This is a genomic window from Streptomyces sp. NPDC091272, from assembly GCF_044757485.1.
Taxonomy (GTDB): domain Bacteria; phylum Actinomycetota; class Actinomycetes; order Streptomycetales; family Streptomycetaceae; genus Streptomyces.
Window position 1 is genome coordinate 259,267 of record NZ_JBIVVC010000008.1, and the last position, 17,845, is coordinate 277,111.

The 17,845-nt window shown below is 72.8% G+C and carries 16 protein-coding genes; 6 read left to right on the plus strand and 10 right to left on the minus strand.

All coding sequences use genetic code 11. The features are described 5' to 3' along the window. Nucleotides 1-25 precede the first annotated feature (25 nt). The 6 genes from scpA to ACIQM4_RS23450 form a co-directional block, all read right to left on the minus strand. Nucleotides 26-2,290, minus strand: coding sequence for a methylmalonyl-CoA mutase (gene scpA, locus ACIQM4_RS23425; RefSeq protein ID WP_401594808.1), 2,265 nt, complete (start codon nucleotides 2,288-2,290; stop codon nucleotides 26-28). Next, a complete protein-coding gene (locus ACIQM4_RS23430) occupies nucleotides 2,290-4,173 on the minus strand; it encodes a methylmalonyl-CoA mutase family protein (RefSeq protein ID WP_401594811.1) in 1,884 nt (627 codons plus the stop codon). Before ACIQM4_RS23430 ends, scpA begins: the two co-directional genes overlap by 1 nt. A gap of 197 nt (nucleotides 4,174-4,370) precedes the next feature. Then, nucleotides 4,371-4,799: a VOC family protein gene (locus ACIQM4_RS23435; RefSeq protein ID WP_401594813.1), complete on the minus strand. Its 429-nt coding sequence runs from the start codon at nucleotides 4,797-4,799 to the stop codon at nucleotides 4,371-4,373. A 140-nt stretch (nucleotides 4,800-4,939) separates the two neighbouring features. Beyond that, nucleotides 4,940-6,055 (minus strand): enoyl-CoA hydratase/isomerase family protein, encoded by a 1,116-nt coding sequence (locus tag ACIQM4_RS23440; protein ID WP_401594816.1) that lies wholly within the window; start codon nucleotides 6,053-6,055, stop codon nucleotides 4,940-4,942. Between the two features lie 11 nt (nucleotides 6,056-6,066). Beyond that, nucleotides 6,067-6,963: an inositol monophosphatase family protein gene (locus ACIQM4_RS23445; protein ID WP_401594818.1), complete on the minus strand. Its 897-nt coding sequence runs from the start codon at nucleotides 6,961-6,963 to the stop codon at nucleotides 6,067-6,069. A gap of 173 nt (nucleotides 6,964-7,136) precedes the next feature. Then, nucleotides 7,137-8,696 carry an MFS transporter gene (locus ACIQM4_RS23450; protein WP_401594820.1) on the minus strand — a complete coding sequence of 520 codons (1,560 nt, stop codon included), beginning with the start codon at nucleotides 8,694-8,696 and terminating at the stop codon, nucleotides 7,137-7,139. Between the two features lie 285 nt (nucleotides 8,697-8,981). On the opposite strand from ACIQM4_RS23450, the gene ACIQM4_RS23455 reads away from it, so the two are divergent. Beyond that, nucleotides 8,982-9,470, plus strand: coding sequence for a GNAT family N-acetyltransferase (locus ACIQM4_RS23455; protein ID WP_401594823.1), 489 nt, complete (start codon nucleotides 8,982-8,984; stop codon nucleotides 9,468-9,470). A 132-nt stretch (nucleotides 9,471-9,602) separates the two neighbouring features. On the opposite strand, the gene ACIQM4_RS23460 is transcribed toward ACIQM4_RS23455, so the two are convergent. The 3 genes from ACIQM4_RS23460 to ACIQM4_RS23470 form a co-directional block, all read right to left on the minus strand. Continuing rightward, nucleotides 9,603-9,785: a hypothetical protein gene (locus tag ACIQM4_RS23460; protein ID WP_401594826.1), complete on the minus strand. Its 183-nt coding sequence runs from the start codon at nucleotides 9,783-9,785 to the stop codon at nucleotides 9,603-9,605. Between the two features lie 91 nt (nucleotides 9,786-9,876). Beyond that, nucleotides 9,877-10,281 (minus strand): hypothetical protein, encoded by a 405-nt coding sequence (locus tag ACIQM4_RS23465; RefSeq protein ID WP_401594828.1) that lies wholly within the window; start codon nucleotides 10,279-10,281, stop codon nucleotides 9,877-9,879. A gap of 188 nt (nucleotides 10,282-10,469) precedes the next feature. Continuing rightward, the gene (locus ACIQM4_RS23470; protein WP_401594830.1) at nucleotides 10,470-10,775 is read right to left on the minus strand and encodes a hypothetical protein; all 306 of its coding nucleotides are present in this window, start codon (nucleotides 10,773-10,775) and stop codon (nucleotides 10,470-10,472) included. Nucleotides 10,776-10,902: 127 nt separating this feature from the next. Between ACIQM4_RS23470 and ACIQM4_RS23475 the strand changes: the two genes are divergently transcribed. Next, complete coding sequence (locus tag ACIQM4_RS23475) at nucleotides 10,903-11,094, plus strand: hypothetical protein (protein WP_401594832.1); 192 nt, start codon at nucleotides 10,903-10,905, stop codon at nucleotides 11,092-11,094. A 147-nt stretch (nucleotides 11,095-11,241) separates the two neighbouring features. Here the strand turns inward: ACIQM4_RS23475 and ACIQM4_RS23480 are convergent, their stop codons facing one another. Continuing rightward, entirely contained in the window at nucleotides 11,242-11,661 is a 420-nt protein-coding gene (locus ACIQM4_RS23480) for a CBS domain-containing protein (RefSeq protein WP_401594835.1), read from the minus strand. A gap of 425 nt (nucleotides 11,662-12,086) precedes the next feature. On the opposite strand from ACIQM4_RS23480, the gene ACIQM4_RS23485 reads away from it, so the two are divergent. From ACIQM4_RS23485 to ACIQM4_RS23500, 4 genes are all read left to right on the plus strand, one after another. Next, nucleotides 12,087-13,268: a MerR family transcriptional regulator gene (locus tag ACIQM4_RS23485; RefSeq protein ID WP_401594838.1), complete on the plus strand. Its 1,182-nt coding sequence runs from the start codon at nucleotides 12,087-12,089 to the stop codon at nucleotides 13,266-13,268. 197 nt (nucleotides 13,269-13,465) lie between these two features. Then, complete coding sequence (locus ACIQM4_RS23490; protein ID WP_401594841.1) at nucleotides 13,466-14,644, plus strand: acyl-CoA dehydrogenase family protein; 1,179 nt, start codon at nucleotides 13,466-13,468, stop codon at nucleotides 14,642-14,644. A 30-nt stretch (nucleotides 14,645-14,674) separates the two neighbouring features. Continuing rightward, the gene (locus ACIQM4_RS23495; RefSeq protein WP_401594843.1) at nucleotides 14,675-15,571 is read left to right on the plus strand and encodes an oxygenase MpaB family protein; all 897 of its coding nucleotides are present in this window, start codon (nucleotides 14,675-14,677) and stop codon (nucleotides 15,569-15,571) included. After that, nucleotides 15,553-17,832 (plus strand): tetratricopeptide repeat protein, encoded by a 2,280-nt coding sequence (locus ACIQM4_RS23500; RefSeq protein WP_401594846.1) that lies wholly within the window; start codon nucleotides 15,553-15,555, stop codon nucleotides 17,830-17,832. The genes ACIQM4_RS23495 and ACIQM4_RS23500 overlap by 19 nt, the downstream gene beginning before the upstream one ends. The last annotated feature ends 13 nt before the right edge of the window (nucleotides 17,833-17,845 follow it).

Sequence of the window (17,845 nt, forward strand, 5' to 3'; positions counted from 1 at the left end):
GGCACAGTCTTCGGGGGCATCCGGTTCAGTCTTCGTCCGGCCCGGTCAGCTCGTGCCCCAGGTCCGCCGCCAGCCGCTTCACCAGGTCGTACGCCGCGTCCGGGATCACCGTACCCGGGGGGAACACGGCGGCCGCCCCCATCTCCAGGAGCGTGGGGACGTCCTGCGGCGGGATCACCCCACCGACGACGACCATCACGTCCTCCCGGCCCTCCGCCGCCAGTTCCTCCCGCAGCGCCGGCACCAGCGTGAGGTGCCCGGCGGCGAGGGAGGACACCCCGACGATGTGCACGTCCGCCTCGACCGCCTGGCGCGCGACCTCGGCCGGGGTCTGGAACAGCGGGCCGACGTCGACGTCGAAGCCCAGGTCCGCGAAGGCCGTGGCAATCACCTTCTGGCCCCGGTCGTGGCCGTCCTGGCCCATCTTGGCGACCAGGATGCGCGGGCGGCGGCCCTCCGCCTGCTCGAAGACGTCGACCAGGGCACGGGTGCGCTCCACCGAAGGGGACTCTCCTGCCTCGTTGCGGTACACACCGGCGATCGTACGGATCTGGCCCGCGTGCCGCCCGTAGACCTTCTCCAGCGCGTCCGAGATCTCGCCCACGGTCGCCTTCGCGCGGGCCGCGTTCACGGCGAGGGCGAGGAGGTTGTCGTCCAGGTTCCGGGAGGAACCCCGCTCGGCGGACGCGGTGAGCGCGCGCAGGGCGTCCTGGCAGGCGTTCTCGTCGCGCTCCTCGCGCAGCCGCCTGAGCTTGGCGATCTGCTGGGCGCGCACCGAGGAGTTGTCGACCTTGAGGACGTCGATCTCCTCGTCGGTGGCCACCCGGTACTTGTTGACGCCGATGACGGGCTGACGGCCGGAGTCGATCCGGGCCTGGGTGCGGGCGGCGGCCTCCTCGATGCGGAGCTTGGGGATGCCCGCGTCGATGGCCTTCGCCATGCCGCCCGCCGCCTCCACCTCCTCGATGTGCTGCCAGGCGCGCCGCGCCAGGTCGTGGGTGAGCTTCTCGACGTACGCGCTGCCGCCCCAGGGGTCGATGACGCGGGTGGTGCCGGACTCCTGCTGGAGCAGGAGCTGGGTGTTGCGGGCGATGCGCGCGGAGAAGTCGGTGGGCAGGGCGAGTGCCTCGTCGAGGGCGTTGGTGTGCAGCGACTGGGTGTGGCCCTGGGTCGCGGCCATCGCCTCGATGCACGTGCGCGGCACGTTGTTGAAGACGTCCTGGGCGGTCAGTGACCAGCCCGAGGTCTGCGAATGGGTGCGCAGGGAAAGAGACTTGGCGCTCGACGGCTCGAACTGCCTGACCAGCTTCGCCCAGAGCAGCCGCGCGGCCCGCAACTTGGCAATCTCCATGAAGAAGTTCATGCCGATCGCCCAGAAGAAGGACAGCCGGGGCGCGAACGCGTCGACGTCCAGGCCCACTTCCAGCCCCGCGCGCAGGTACTCGACGCCGTCGGCGAGGGTGTAGGCCAGCTCCAGGTCGGCCGTCGCACCGGCCTCCTGGATGTGATAGCCGGAGATGGAGATGGAGTTGTAGCGCGGCATCTTCTGCGAGGTGAACGCGAAGATGTCGGAGATGATCCGCATCGAGGGCTTCGGCGGGTAGATGTAGGTGTTGCGGACCATGAACTCTTTGAGGATGTCGTTCTGGATGGTCCCGGCCAGCTTCTCCGGCCCCACCCCCTGCTCCTCGGCGGCCACGATGTACAGCGCGAGGACCGGCAGTACGGCGCCGTTCATCGTCATCGACACCGACATCTTGTCCAGCGGGATGCCGTCGAAGAGCTGGCGCATGTCGAGGATCGAGTCGATCGCCACGCCCGCCATGCCGACGTCACCGGTCACCCGGGGATGATCGCTGTCGTAACCGCGGTGGGTCGGCAGGTCGAAGGCGACGGAGAGTCCCTTCTGGCCGGCGGCGAGGTTGCGCCGGTAGAAGGCGTTGGACTCCTCGGCCGTCGAGAAACCCGCGTACTGGCGGATCGTCCACGGCTGGTTGACGTACATCGTGGGATACGGACCGCGCAGGTACGGGGCCACTCCGGGGTACGTCTGCAGGAAGTCCAGGCCCTCGGTGTCCTTGGCCGTGTAGAGCGGCTTGACCGGAACGCCCTCGGGCGTCTCCCAGACGAGATCCTCGACACCTCGCCCCGTCGCCTCCTTGACGGCGGAGCGCCACTGCTCGTCGGATCCGGCGGGTGCGGCCTGCGCCCGGGACGAGGGCCCGGCGGGGGCGGCCGGTGATCCGGGCCCGGCGAGCGGGATCTGCGAGAAGTCGGGAATGCTGCCCATTACTTCACTTCCATACGGTCGAGGACGGAGGTGAGCACGGCCACCGCGTCCGAGCCCGCGAAGACGAACGCGTCGACGCCGGCACTCCGGTACGAGTCTTCGGATTCCCCGGGGCGGCCCGCGAGGAACACCGACCGCGCCCCCGCCTCCTTGAGGGCGGCCGCGACCTGCGCGGCCTGCTCCGCGTACAGGGCGTCGCTGGAGCAGATGCAGGCGACGCCCGCGCCGCTCGCGGCGAACGCCCCGGCAGCCGTGTCCGCGTCGACCGTCACCGGATCGTGCACCGGTTCGACGCCGCCCGCCTGGAAGAGGTTCGCGGCGAAGGTGACCCGCCCGGTGTGCGCGGCGGCGGGCCCGAGCGCGGCGAGGAAGACCCGCGGCCGGGTTCCGGTCGCGACCAGATGGGCGTCCGAGCGGGCGCGCAGCGCCTCGTACGCCTCGTCGCGGCGGACCAGGGGCAGCCCGCCCGAGGGCCTCGCGGGCGCCGGGTCGCGGACGACGGCGCGTTCGGCGAGGAGCGGGAACTCGCTGACCCCGGTGATGGGTTCACGCCGCTGGGCGAGCGCCTTCGTACGCCGCTCCCAGGTGGCGGCAATCCGTGCGCCGACGAGCCCGGAGGCAAGTGCCCGCTCCTGGCCGCCCGCGCGTTCGATCTCCTGGAACCACTCCCAGGCCGCCGCCGCGAGTTCGTCCGTCAACCGCTCGACGTACCAGGAGCCGCCCGCCGGGTCGACGACCCGCGACAGGTGCGACTCCTCGACGAGGATGGTGGAGGTGTTACGGGCGATACGGCGCGCGAACGCGTCCGGCAGGCCGATCGACCGGTCGAACGGCAGGACGGTCACCGCGTCCGCGCCGCCCACCCCGGCCGCCGTGCAGGCGATCGTGGTACGCAGCATGTTCACCCAGGGGTCGCGCCGCGTCATCATGACCGACGACGTCACCGCGTGCTGCCGCTGCCCGCCGGCCCCCGGCGCACCGCACGCCTCGGCGACCCGGGCCCACAGCAGGCGGGCCGCACGGAACTTGGCGATGGTGAGGAACTGGTCGGCGGTGGCCGAGTACCTGAAGTCGAGCTGCCCGCACGCCGTTTCGACGTCGAGGCCGGCACCGGTGAGGGTGCGGAGGTAGGCGACGCCGGTGGCCAGGGAGCAGCCCAGCTCCTGCGCGGCGGAGGCTCCTGCCTCGTGGTAGGGCAGCGCGTCCACCACCAGTGCACGCAGGCCCGGGTACTGACGTGACGTCAACTTGGCCAGGGTGGCAGCCTGTTCGGCCAGTTCGGGATCGTACGTACCGGTGCGGGCGGCGACTCCCAGCGGGTCCGCGCCGAGGTTGCCCCGCGCCTCGCCGGCGGCCACGCCGCGCACCTCGTAGAGGCGGAGCAACTCACGTGCGGCAGCGTCGAATTCGGCCCCGGCGTCGAGGGCGACGGGCGCCAGATCGAGGTACACCCCGTCCAGTACGCGCTCCAGCCCGGCCACCGGAACTCCGGCGGCGCCGACCGCCAGCCACAGCGAGGAGACACCGTTCTCCAGGTCGGCCAGCACCGCCTCGTTGGCGAGCGCGGGATCGGGCCGCTCGTGCCGCTGCCGTACGTCCCACCCGCCGGCGGCCGTCGCCCCCGCAGCGGAGGAGCCCCGGGTGAACGGGGCGAAACCGGGCAGGCCGGCTGCCCCCGTGTCGCGGGTGTTGTCGGCGGTGTACAGCGGGCGCGTGATGAGCCCGTCGTCGAGGGAAGTGGACAGGGCTTCTTCGGCCGCGAACCCCGTGACGTCTTTACCCGATTTGCGCAGCACGCCTTCCACCAGGCGCTGCCACTGCTCATGGGTCGCATCAGGGAACTCGGCGGCCAGGGAGAGCCCGTCGTCAGGCAGGACCGTCATGCCCAGATGCTAGGGCAGTGCGCCAAAGCCGCAGCAGGGGTAACCGCTGTGACCTTGACCTCTCCTGACCTGCCTTGATCCGTCCACCCGGATGCCCTAACGAAAAGGTTGACCGCGAGCGCCGCGCACCGCACCACCGGGCACCGGGCGCCGAGCACCGAGCCCTGAGCCGCGCGGGATCGGCCGGCGCCCGGAGCTCAGGCCAGCCGCAGTTCCCCCTCCGGCTGCTCCTTGCCGCGGCCCGTGGGGGAGGACACCAGGGAGAAGGGGTGGCCGGCCGGGTCCGAGTAGCGCCGCACGTCCCGGCTGAGGCCGGTGTTGTTCGGTGTCTCCAACGGGCGGGCGCCCAGGCCGATCACCTCGCGCTCCGCCTCGTCCATGTCCTCGGCCGCCACCAGGATGCGCAGATGGGCCTGTTGCGAGTCGTCGGGACGCGGCCAGCTCGGCGGCGCGTACCCGTGGTCCCGTCGGATCGCCAGATGGACGCCTTCGTGCCCGACGATCTCCACGAAGTCCATGTCCTCGCCCCTGCGGGTCTCCGCGTCGAAGAGCCTGGCGTAGAACTCCGCCAACTCGTCCGCCTCCGCGCAGTCCAGCACCAGCACCGTCCGCTTCTCCACCGTCATGTTCCTGTCCCGCCTCCGCGATCCGCCGTGCGCGATGCCGTGCCCCTACGTTCTGCACGTACCCAGGGCGGGGCAGGAAACGCCGTCGCACGGCCGGGGTTCGTACCCACCGCCACGCGTCCCGCGCGGGCGGAGACGGGTCAACTGCCAGGGCCGCGCGTCGGGTGCGTCGGCCCGGACGGGGGAGGGGTGTCGGCGCAGGACGCGAAGTGCAGCTCGCGACCCGCTGTGCGCGGCGCGAAGAACCGGGCCACGTCCTCGTCGGACACCTCGGCGGGTGTCGCGGGCGACCACCGCGGGTTGCGGTCCTTGTCCACGATCAGCGCGCGCACCCCCTCCACCAGGTCGGGCCGGTGCAGCGCAGCGCACGAGACCCGGTACTCCTGCACCAGCACCCGCTCCAGCGAGCCGAGCCCACGTGCCCGCCGCAGGGCTTCCAGAGTCACCTTCACAGAGGTCGGTGACCTGGTCAGGATCGTTTCGGCGGCCTCCTTAGCCGCCTGCACCCCGCTGTTGGACAGCCGGTCCAGGATCTCTTCGACCGTCGGTGCCGCATAGCAGTGGTCGATCCACGGGCGCGCGTCCGCCAGCTCCCCCTCGCCGGGCTCCGCCGCGTGGCGCCGTACAGCTTCCGCGGCCGGCAGCGCACCGAGGTCCGCGAGCAGCGCGTCCAGGTGCGCCGAGGGTACGAAGTGGTCGGCGAGCCCGCACAACAGGGCGTCCGCGGGGCCCACCGCGTTTCCGGTCAGCGCGAGGTGGGTGCCCAGTTCACCGGGGGCCCGTGCGAGCAAATGCGTACCGCCGACGTCGGGGACGAAGCCGATACCGGTTTCCGGCATGGCGACGCGGGAGCGTTCGGTGACGACGCGGAGGCTGCCGTGGGCGGAGACGCCGACGCCGCCACCCATCACGATGCCGTCCATCACGGCGACGTACGGCTTGGGGAAGCGGGCGATACGGGCGTTCAGCCGGTACTCGTCCCACCAGAAGGCCTCGGTCGCCCGCCCGTCACCGTCCCGCGCGTCGTCGTGGATGGCGCGGATGTCACCGCCCGCGCACAACCCGCGCCCGCCCGCACCGGAGATCACGACGGTTTCCACCGCCGGGTCGAACTCCCATGCGGCGAGGGCCGATCCGAGGGTGCGGACCATGGGGTGGGTGAGGGAGTTGAGGGCACGGGGGCGGTTGAGGACGAGGTGTCCGGCGTGGCCCTCGACGTGTGCGAGGACGGGATCCTGCGCGCTCTGCTCATGCATGGGTCAGCCCTTCAGGACGGGTCGGACGGGTGGGGGCAGTCGGACGGTCGAGGGCCCGTCGGCCGGTTCAGGCCGTCGTCCGGGTCCGACCGTGCGGGCCGGTCGGATGCCGGGAGCAGGAGTGGGCGCACGGACCGCCAGCAACGGGGGTCCGCCGCGGACAGGAGTCCGCTGCGGTCGTCGTCCGGCCGGTACCCGGACGCGTCGTCGGGACGAAGCACGGTGCAGCCCGCCTCGGTGGCGAGGAGTGCTCCCGGCGCGTGGTCCCAGGGAAGCGTGCGGTGGTGGAGCAGGAAGTCCAGTGCGCCCTCGGCCAGCCGTGGATAGTCGACGCCCGCGCACTTCGTGCCCGAGGAGAGCCGGGCGAACCGCGGTGCCGAGGACTCGACGTGGGCGCGCGCCCGGGGGGAGAGGAATCCGGTGAGGGCGGCGCCGCGAAGGGCCCCGGGCTCGGCCGGAGCCGGTGCGCGGAGCAGTCGGACGCCGTCGCCACGCCAGGCGCCGGATCCCCTCTCCGCCGTGTACGTCGCACCGGTCGCGGGTTGCAGGATCCAGGACGCCACGGTCTGCCCGCCGCTTACCAGCGCGGCCATCACGGCGTAGTCGTCGCGGCCCGCGACGAAGTTCGCGGTGCCGTCGAGCGGATCGACCAGCCAGACCTCGGGTTCCTGCGCGACGGCCGCGAGCAGGGCGGGGGTTGCGGCGACGGCCTCCTCGCCGACCACGGGCACGTCCCGTAGACCGCGCAGCCGCCGGGTGATCAGTGCCTCCGCGTCCCGGTCGGCCACGGTGACCACCTCGCCGGGAGTCTTCTCCGTGATCTCGCCCTCGCCGAGGGCCCGGTGGCGGGGCACGATCGCCTCGGCGGCTGCCTCCCGCAGAACGTCGGTCACCTCGTCGATCCACATGATCGCCAGGCTAATCGACGGGCCGGGGGCGAGGGGGCGCAGTGCACGCGCCCCCTTCCCAGGCCTGTGTGCACGCGGCCTTCACGGGTCGTTGTGCACGCAGCCTCCATGGGCTTTCGTGCACCCGGCCCGGGCGCTCCGCGAGCGCCGTGCACTCGCGCTCCCCTCAGCGCTCAGTGCTCGTTCTCCGTCGGCCGCAGGTCGCGCGGTACCCACGCCCATGCCACCGCCGCCGCGCCCAGGGTCAGGACGGCGCCGACCAGGAACGCCGGGGTGATGGCCGTCGTGTACGCCGCCGAGATCGTGTCCAGCAGGGCGCGGCCGGCGTCGCCGCCGATGCCCTGCGCGACGTGCGCCGCTTCTCCCACTGAGTCCCGTACCGACTGCGCGGCAGGGCCTTCGATGGCCAGGGGCGGCAGGTTGGTGCGGTACAGGGCGGTGGCCAGGCTGCCGAGTATGGCGACCCCGAGCGCGGCACCGAGCTCGTAGCAGGTCTCCTCGACGGCGGCCGCGCCGCCGACCTCGTGGGCCGGGGTGGCCGCCATCAGCGTCACCGAGGCGACCGTGGTCGCGATGCCCACGCCCATGCCGAGCACGGCGAGCGCGACGGCGACCGCCGGGTAGCCGATCTGGGCGAACTGCTGCACCGTCCACGGCAGGGCGAGACCCGCCGTCATGACCAGCAGGCCCGAGCCGAGGATGTGCCGGATCGGGAAGCGCTGCATCAGCGAGGGCGTCACCATCGAGGTGAGGACCAGGCCGAGCGAGGCCGGCAGCAGCCGGACGCCCGCCTCCAGAGGTGTGTACCCCTGCCCGTACTGGAACCACTGGGTCACCAGGAAGAGCACCGCACCCATGCCGACCATGCCGAGGAAGATCGACACGGCCGCGATGGAGAAGGACCGGTTGGTGAACAGGCGCACCTGGAGCAGCGGGCTCTCCAGGCGGAGTTGACGGCGTACGAACACCGTCAGCGCGACCGCGGCCAGTACCAGCAGCGCCCACGGCAGCGGGTCCGCGAAGCCGCTCTTGCCGAGCTGCTTGATGCCGCCCGCGAGGGCGAGCATGCCGACGATCGACTGACCCACGCCCCACCAGTCCCAGCGGCCGCTGCGCGGTGAGTGCGACTCGGGCAGGATCCAGGCACCCAGCGCGATCACCAGCGCGGCGACGGGCAGGTTCAGCAGGAACGCCGACTGCCAGCCGAAGTCCTCGACGAGGAGCCCGCCGACCACCGGGCCCAGCGCCATGCCCGCACCGAAGACGGCCGCCCACACGGCGTACGCGAAGGCCCGTTCCTTGGCCTCGGTGAAGACGTGGCGCAGGATCGACAGCGTGGACGGCATGATCGCCGCACCGCCGACGCCGAGCAGCGCGCGGGCCGCGATCACGTGCCACGCCTCGGTCGCCAGGACCGCGAGCAGCGACGCCAGGGCGAAGATCGCGAATCCGGTCAGCAGCATCCGTTTGCGGCCGATCCGGTCGCCCAGCGCACCCGCCGTCACGAGCAGGCCGGAGAGGATCAGCGCGTAGACGTCGATGATCCACAACTGCTCGACCGAGCCGGGCTGGAGGTCGGCGACCAGGGACGGGAACGCCACGTTGAGGATCGTGGTGTCCATCGCGATCAACAGGAGGCTGCCCGACAGGATCGCCAGGACGACCCAGCGCCGTGGGTCCAGGTGCGGGGCGGCGGTCCCGGCGTCGGGCCGGGCGGCGGCGGGGGAGGACATGAAACACCGTTCCGAGACTAGTAAGACTCAACTGAGACACCAGTGTCTCACACGGAAGGTGTTCGTCCCAGTCCTGGGGTGTGCGGGCCCCAGCCTCGGGGCGTGCAGGGGCCCGGTCTCGGGGTGTGCAGGGGCCCGGTCTCGGAGTGTGGAAGGGCCCGGCCTTCGGATGTGCGGGGGCCTGGGGTGGGCGCGAGTAAGGTCGCCGGAGCGTGAATAAGGGCTGGTGAGAGCTGATGTGAATAAGGGCTGGTGGGAAACGGCCGGATCCCGCACGCTGGCCCGATGCTGATCAGAGACGCCACCGCCGACGACTGGGCCGCGATCTGGCCCTTCTTCCACCAGATCACCGCCGCCGGTGAGACCTTCACCTTCCCGGTCGGCCTCGACCGCGAGAGCGGTCGCGGCTGGTGGATGCTGAGCGCCCCGAACCTCACGGTCGTCGCCGTCGACGACACCGGCGAGATCCTGGGCACCGCCAAGATGAACAACAACCAGCACGGCAACGGCGCCCATGTCGCAAGCGCCAGCTACATGGTGGACCCCGCCCACGGCGGCCGGGGCGTCGGCCGCGCCCTCGTCGAGCACACCCTCGACCGGGCGCGCGCACAGGGCTTCCGCGCCATGCAGTTCAACGCGGTCGCCGCTACCAACACGCACGCGGTACGCCTCTACGAACGGCTCGGCTTTCGCATCGTCGGCACCATCCCCGAGGGCTTCCACCACCCCCGGGAGGGGTACGTCGGCCTGCACGTCATGCACCGACCGCTCTGAGAGGCGGCCGTCCGCTCCGACAAGCCGCCCCTCTTCTTGAGAAGTCGTCCGCTCCGAGAAGCGGAAGCGGTGGCCGGGCGCGGTGGCCGGGCGCGGTGGCCGGGGGCAGTGGGACGCCCCCGGCCGGACGACTCAGCCCACGTCGTCGTTACGAACGTTGCTCCTGCCGCCGTCCACGGGCGCGGCGCCCCGTCCCGGTGCGGCTTCCCGGACGGCGGCCTCGCGCGGCGCGGCGGGGGCCGCCTCGGGGTCGGCGGACCGGGTCACCTCGGCGCGGATCATGGCGTTGAGGGCGAGGAAAGGGTCGATGGGCATGGCAAAGCCTTCCTGCGTGCGAAGAATGCGGTGCGTGCGTGGGGAGGACCTGCGGGGCGCCGTCCGCGAGTGACGGGCGGCAGAGGTCCGCTCAGCAGCGCAGCACCACGCGGCGCACCGGATGCGGCACGGGGGCCTGGAGCTGTGCCAGGACGCGGGAGGCGATCTCCGGACGCTCGACGCGGTTGCCGGGGAAGGGAGTGCGTACGACTCGGACGGGCCCGCGCACGCCGTCGCGAACCGTGGTCCTGCGCACGGCGGCGGCGGCAGCCCGCAGCTCGGAGTCCGTACCGTCCACGAGGCCCTCGGTCTCGGCGGTGGACGACGGCGGGCGTGCGTCGGGGGCGGGCACGGCTCCCGGCAGCCCCGACACCATCAGCGCCGCCAGCGCGGCGCACACGACGAACACCGCGGCGCCCGCCGCGACGAGCGCCGGCAGCGCAGCGAGCGCGCGGCGCCGGTACGGCGACCGGTGGGAGCGGGGCGCGTCAGCCATGGGGCACAGGTGCCCCGGAGTGACACGCGATCCAGCCGGCCCGGACGTAATTCCCTCCACCGGGGTAGGCCGGTTGGCGCTCTCCGGCGCTCTCCGGCGCTCTCCGGCGCTCTCCGGCGCTCTCCGGCGCGGGCCGGTCGGAATGTGCGGCAGGAATCCCCGCGCGGGCGACGGGTCTTGAGCTTGGCTCAAGGGCTGTCGGACGGGTCCAGGTCCAGCTCGTCCGCGTACTCGTCGCCGATCTCGTCCCCGGCGCGCTGCGGAGCGTCCGGTTCCTCCTCGGCGAGGAGCTGGTCCAGGGACTCGCCACGCCGCGCCTCCTCCGCCGTCGTCCCGAAGGACTCGGCGGGCGACCAGTGGTCCGGCGGGTTGATGCCTGAGTCCAGGGGGTCGTAGTCGAGGTGGTCGCTGATCAGCGTGTCCTGGGCGTCGAGGACTCCGTCGTCCTCCGGCACCTCGCCGCTGTCACCGCCGGAGTCGGTCATGTCGCTCATGACCACACGTTGCCCCACGCGGATGGCGTACGCATCCCGGAGGTGCGGAGCGCGCGGGAGGGCAGAAGAATGCGTGACAGACCCGGACACGCGGTGGAAGTGTCCGGAGGAATCCCCAGGAGGCGGCATGAGCGAGCAGGGACCGGATCCTTCGGAAGTGACCCCCGACAGCCGGCTGCACAGTGGCGGCAGCGACGACGCGACGCCCGAGGACCTGGTACTGGCCTCGGGCCGTGACCTCACGCCCGAGAACCTGGAGTGGGCGCGCAAGCGGCTGGCGGACAAGGGCCGCGCGGCCATCGAGTCGGAGCTGCCCTGACCGGGGTCGTCCCTGACCGGGGTCGTCCTGCCCCGCCCGGTTCGGCCTGGGGCACCTGCTGCCGCACGCAGCGAAGGGTGTGCCCCGCGTCCCGCGCGGGGCACACCCATGTGGTTCCGGTGTGGTTCCTGCCGCTGCCCTGCCGGTTCATCGGCCGGCGTACACGGCGCTGACGAAGGCCACCAGCTGGTCGGCGGGCAGCGCGCGGGCCAGGTCCGCCTCGGTGACCATGCCGACCGGTGTGCCGTTCTCCAGCACCAGCAAGCGGCGGATCCGGGCGTCGCTCATTACGCGGACCGCCTCGTCGCAGTCGGATGACACGTCGACCGAGACCGGCTCGCCCTCTGCCAGGTCGCCCGCGGTGACCTTCGACGGGTCGTGGCCGGCGGCGACGCACTTCACGACGATGTCGCGGTCGGTGACGATGCCGGCCAGGGCGCCGTCACCGTTCGTCACCGGCAGGGCGCCGATGTGGTGCTCCCGCATCAGCTGTGCTGCCCGGTCGAGGGTCTCGGTCGCCGGGATGGAGCGGACGTCAGGGGTCATCAGGTCACGGACGGTGGTCATGGCGGGTCCTCCGGGGTCGACGGGTGCAGCCACCGCCATGCTGTCCGTGCCCCGCCCGCTCGGCGACCGCAAGCTGTCGTACGGGTGATCGGCGCAGGACGCGCCCCGAGGGGGGGGAAGCCGGAAGCCGCCCGGCCCGGGGAGCCGGGAGGGCCGGACGGCCGGATCCGCGGGGCGCCACGGACGGCCGATCATCCGTCCGTGACGCTCCTTGGCGACCGGGGGCAGGCTCGTATGCACTCACCGTGCCCGGGGGCTGGCTCGTATGCACTCACCGTGCTCGTTCCGCACCGGCGCGTCTTCCACAACGCCGGCGGCGGAGGAAGCACGAGCGCAGAACCCGGCCGCTGTCTTGCGCGTACAAGCTTTGCGGCAGTTGGGCAAACCCGGCAACCCGCATCGCTCGTGCGTCGTATCGTCGGCCCATGAACGGCAACCCGCCCGGCAACAGCGTGACGCCCGGCAACAGCACAACACCCGGCAGCACGCCACCCCGTGAGGTCGCCCTCACCGGCAACGCCGGTGCGGCCGGAAACCACGGCGCGCACGGCGACAGCCCTGCGAACGGTCTCGGCGGCCCCTCCGGCGCCGGCCGGGCGGGGTCTGTCCGGGAGGTGCCACGTGCCACGCCCGACCCCGACCCCGTGCCCACGCCGTCCGCGGCCGCCGGGCTGACCACCGGGGCCGTCGCCCGGCGCCTGGGCGTCGCGCCGACCACCTTGCGCTCCTGGGACCGCCGTTACGACATCGGCCCCGCCGTCCGCGGCGACGGTCAGCACCGACGCTGGACCCCCACGGACATTGCCGTCCTGGAGCGCATGTGCGGGTTGACCTCGCGCGGTGTGCCGCCCGCCGAGGCGGCCAAGCTGGCCCGTGCGGGCCCCGACGACCCGCCGCCCGCGCGCCGTCAGGACCCGGACCGCCCCCAGGCCCAGGTACCCGCACCCCGTGCCCCGGACGCCGGTGTCCCGGCGCGTACGGTACGCGGCCTGCGGAACGCCGCCGTGCGGCTCGACTCCCCGCTGCTCGACCGGCTGTTGCTCGCCGCGGTCCAGGAGCACGGCCTCGTCGGCACCTGGCACCAGGCGATGTCTCCCGCGCTGCGCGCCATCGGACGCGCCTGGGCCACCTCGGGCGACAGCGCGGGCGAGAAGTACGTGGAGGCGGAGCACCTGCTCTCCTGGCACATCTCCACCGCCCTGCGCCGCGGCGTCCTGGCCAAGGACCCGGACGACGACGCGCCCGTACTGCTGGCCTGCACACCGGGGGAGATGCACACCCTCGCCCTGGAGGCCCTGGTCGCCGCCCTGTCCGAACGGGGCCTGCCGGTGCGGATGTTCGGCGCCGCGGTCCCCCTGGGCGCCCTCGCCGAGGCGGTACGGCGCACCGGTCCGCGCGCCGTCGTGCTCTGGTCCCAGACCCGCCCGACCGCCGACCGGTCCCTCATCGGCCTGGTCCGCTCCACCACCAGTGGCATCCGCGGTGCCCGCACCCAGCCGGCTGTGCTCGCCGCCGGTCCCGGCTGGACGCGGACGGCCGCGGCCGAGGGCGTGCACCGGCCGCACAGTCTGGCCGAGGCCCTACGGCTGATCGAGGCGGTGCGGTGACGGCCGGGGCCCCGGGCCGCGGCTGATCGAGGCGGTGCGGTGACGGCCGGGGCCCCGGGCGCGTCACGGCGAGGTCCGCGGACGTAACCCTGCCCGCGCCGATCGGGGCCGCTCCGCACCCTTCCACATTCCTGCAACACGTTCTACTGTGTGCGCCGCCGCAGCGACCTGCCGTCACCAAGACGCCCGGAGGGCCCGTGCACCTCGAATACACGCCCGAGCAGCAGCAGTTGCGCACCGAGCTGCGCGCCTACTTCGCCACCCTCGTCCCCGGCAACGCCTACGCCAGGTACGCCGACCCGGCCGCCCAGAAGCGCTTCTACCGGGAGACGGTCCGCCGCCTGGGCGCCGACGGCTGGCTCGGCGTCGGCTGGCCCGAGGAGTACGGCGGGCGCGGTCTGACCCCGATGGAGCAGTACGTCTTCTTCGACGAGGCGGCGCAGGCGGGCGTACCGCTGCCGCTGATGGCCCTCAACACCGTCGGCCCGACGATCATGCAGTTCGGCACCGACGAGCAGAAGTCGTACTTCCTGCCGAAGATCCTCTCCGGCGAACTCGACTTCGCCATCGGGTACAGCGAACCCGACGCGGGCACCGACCTCGCCGCCCTCAAGACCCGCGCCGTACGCGACGGGGACCACTACGTGGTGAACGGGCAGAAGATCTGGACCACCAACGGCGACACCGCCGACTGGGTGTGGCTCGCCGTACGCACCGACCCGGACGCCCCGCCGCACAAGGGCATCACCATGCTCCTGGTTCCGACGTCCGACCCCGGATACTCCTGCACCCTCATCAACACCCTCGCCTCGCACGACACCACCGCCAGCTACTACGAGAACATCCGCGTACCGGTCTCCCGGCGGGTCGGCGAGGAGAACAAGGGCTGGCGGCTCATCACCAACCAGCTCAACCACGAGCGCGTCACGCTCGCCGCCCACGGCACCATGGCGGTGCGCGCCCTGCACGACGTGCAGCGCTGGGCCATGAACACAAAACTCGCCGACGGCCGGAGGGTCGTGGACCTCGGCTGGGTGCGCGGCCGGCTCGCCCGCACGCACGTCAAGCTCGACGCGATGAAGCTGCTCAACTGGAAGATGGTGAACGCCGTCCAGGACGGCACCCTCACCCCGCAGGACGCATCAGCCGTCAAGGTGTACGGCTCCGAGGCCCGCCGGGACGCCTACGGCTGGCTCATGGAGGTCGTCGGCGCGGCCGGCCACCTCAAGGAGGGCTCGGCGGGCGCCGTCCTGCACGGCGAACTGGAGCGCGGCTACCGCTCCGCCGTCATCTTCACGTTCGGCGGCGGCAACAACGAGATCCAGCGCGAGATCATCTCGTGGATCGGGCTGGGCATGCCGAGGGTCCGGCGGTAGCGCGCGGGCGCAGGACCTACCGTGGAAGGCATGTCCTCCACGAGCGGCGCAGACCCCGGCCTCTTCGGGCCCGCATCCGTCACCTGGCAGGTGCACGGCGATCCGATGATGTGGATCGCCGGGGTCCGGGCCCTCTACCTCCAGGCCCTGCACCCGCGGGCAGTCCGCGGCATCATGATCAACAGCACCTTCATGGATGACGCCTGGGGCCGTCTGATGCGCACCGCCGGTTTCGTGGGCACCACCACCTACGGCACCACCGAGGCCGCCGAGCGGGCGGGGGAGCGGGTCCGCGGAATCCACCGGCGGCTGGGCGTGGACGATCCGGAACTGCTGCTCTGGGTGCACTGCGCGGAGATCGACTCCTACCTGGGGGTGGCCCGCCGCTCCGGACTGCGCATGACGGACGCCCAGGCCGACCGGTACGTCGACGAACACCGGCAGAGCGCCCGCCTGGTCGGCCTCGACCCCCGGCAAGTACCAGCCTGCGCCGAAGAGTTGGCGGAGTACTTCGCCGCGATGCGGCCCGCCCTCGAAGCGGGCGACGACGCCCGCGCGGTGCATGCGTTCCTGCGCAGGCCACCCGTGCACCCCGCGCTCGTGCCGGCCCGCGAGCTGGTGTGGCGGCACGTCGCCGGCCTCGCCCTCGCCTCCCTGCCGCCCTGGGCCCTGGACCTGTACGGCGCCCCGGCCCCGCGGGCGGCGGACCGCCGGCTGCGCGCCACCGGGGCCGTCCTGCGCGGCATCCCCGCGCGGCTCCGCTGGCAGCTGCCACCAGGTCACATTCTGAAGGCAGTTGCGCGGCTGGGGCCCGGCAGCCGCCCGGCCCCGTACAAACTCGACCGAATGGCGGCCATACTGGGCGGGCCGGGGAGGGCGCAGCGGAGCGACGGGGGCGACAGTACGAGATGGCGGACACCAGGCTGATCCAAGGCCGGTACCGGCTGCTCGATCAGATCGGGCGCGGGGGAATGGGCGAGGTGTGGCGCGCCCGCGACGAATCGCTGGGCCGGCACGTCGCGGTGAAGTGCCTCAAGCCGATGGGCGTCCAGCACGACCAGAAGATCTCCGGGGTGCTGCGCGAACGCTTCCGGCGCGAGGCGCGGGTGGCGGCGGCCCTCCAGCACCGTGGCGTCACCGTCGTGCACGACTTCGGCGAGTACGAGGGCGTGCTCTACCTGGTCATGGAACTCCTGGAAGGACGCAACCTCAGCCAGCTCCTTGAGGACAACAAGCAGCACCCGCTGCCCGTCCACGACGTCGTCGACATCGCCGAACAGGTCGCCTGGGCGCTCGCCTACACCCATGAACAGGGCATCGTCCACCGCGATCTGAAGCCCGCCAACATCATGCGGCTCACCGACGGGACGGTGAAGATCTGCGACTTCGGCATAGCGCGCCTCGGCCACGACATCGGTTTCACCTCCCGGCTCACCGGCACCGGCATCGCCATGGGCACCCCGCACTACATGTCGCCGGAGCAGATCAGCGGGGTCAACGTCGACCACCGCAGCGACCTCTACTCGCTGGGCTGCGTGCTGTACGAGATCGCCACCGGGGTGCCGCCCTTCGACCTGGACGACGCATGGGCGGTCCTGGTCGGGCACCGGGACACCGTCCCGCGGCCACCGCGCTCCCATCGCGACGAACTCCCCGAGTTCTTCGACCGGATAGTCCTTGAGCTGCTCGCCAAGACCCCGGACGGGCGGCCGGGCGACGCGAAGGACCTGGGCCGCCGTCTCACCGACGGGCGTCTCACTCCGGTGGGCACGGCCGTCGGCGCCCTCGGGCACCCCGCCACGGCGCCGGCCGCCGCCCCCGGGGTCCGTGCGCCGGCCGAGCGTCCCGAGCAGCCGCCGTCGCGGGAGCCCCGGCTGCCGTCCTGGACCCGCGGCATGACCACGGGCCACAAGGCGGGCGGCACCGGCACCCTCACCCCCGCGCACGGGGACCCGGCCGCCGGACTCACCGGCGAGTGGACCGGCGGCAGCGGACTGCGTGCCCCGGGCGGCACCCAGGGCGGTGTCGTTCCCGTACGCACGGAGCGCCCCACGCCGGCGCCCGAGGTCCTGGAAGTCCTCGACAACCGGCACAACGCGGGCCTCAGCCTGGGCAGGCTCGGCCGCTGGGAGGAAGCGGGCGAGGTGCACCGCGCGGTCGCCGCCGAACGCGAGCACGCGCTGGGCCCCGACCACCCCGACACCCTCGCCAGCCACTACGAGGTCGGCTTCACCCTCAGCCGTACGGGACGCGCGGCGGACGCGCTGCGCGAATTCACCAGGGTCTCCGAGGGACGTTCGCGCACCATGGGGGCGGAACACCCGGAAACACTCGCCGCCCGGCAGGAGACGGCCTACGTGCTGGGCCAGCTCGGCCGGCACTTCGACGCCCACCAGGTGTACTCGGCGGTCCTCGCCGCGCGCGAGCGCACCATGGGCGCCGAGCACGTGGACACCCTGCGCTGCCGGCACAACCTCGCCTTCAACCTCAGCAGGCTCGGCCGGCTGGAGGACTCCTACCGGATGGCCCGCGACGTGGCTGCGGCGCGCGGCCGGGTGCTGGGCACCACCCATCCGGACACGCTCGTCACCCGGTACGAGGTGGCGTACGCGCTCGGGCAGCTGGGCCGCTGGACGGAGGCCCTGCAGACCTACCGCGAGGTGGCCGCGGCCCGCGCGCAGGCGCTCGGCGCCGACCACCCCGACACGCTCTCCGCCCGCTACGAGGTGGGGATCTGCCTGGGCCGCCTCGGCCGCAGCGCGGAGGCGCTGGAGCTCTACCGGGACCTGGTCGACGACCGGACCAGAACGGGCGGCCCGGCCGACGCGGAGACCCTGCGGGCCCGGCACGGCCTCGGTGTCAACCTCGGGCGTCTGGCGCGCTGGGAGGAGGCGCTGGCCGAGGCCAGGGACGTGTGCGCGATCCGGGAACGCGTCCTGGGCGCCGGCCACCCCGACACACTGGTCTCCCGGCGCGAGGTCGCCGTGGGACTCGGCTGGCTGGGGCGCTGGGCGGACGCCCTCGCGGTCTACCGTCAGGTCGCCCTGGCCCGCGAACAGGTCCTGGGCGCCGGCCACCCCGACGCTCTCGCCAGCCGCAACGACGAGGCCCAGTGCCTGGAGCAGCTGGGCCGGGGCGCGGAGGCCGCCGAGATCTACCGCCGGGTGGCGGCTCTGCGGAGGGGATAGCGGGGCGGGAGCC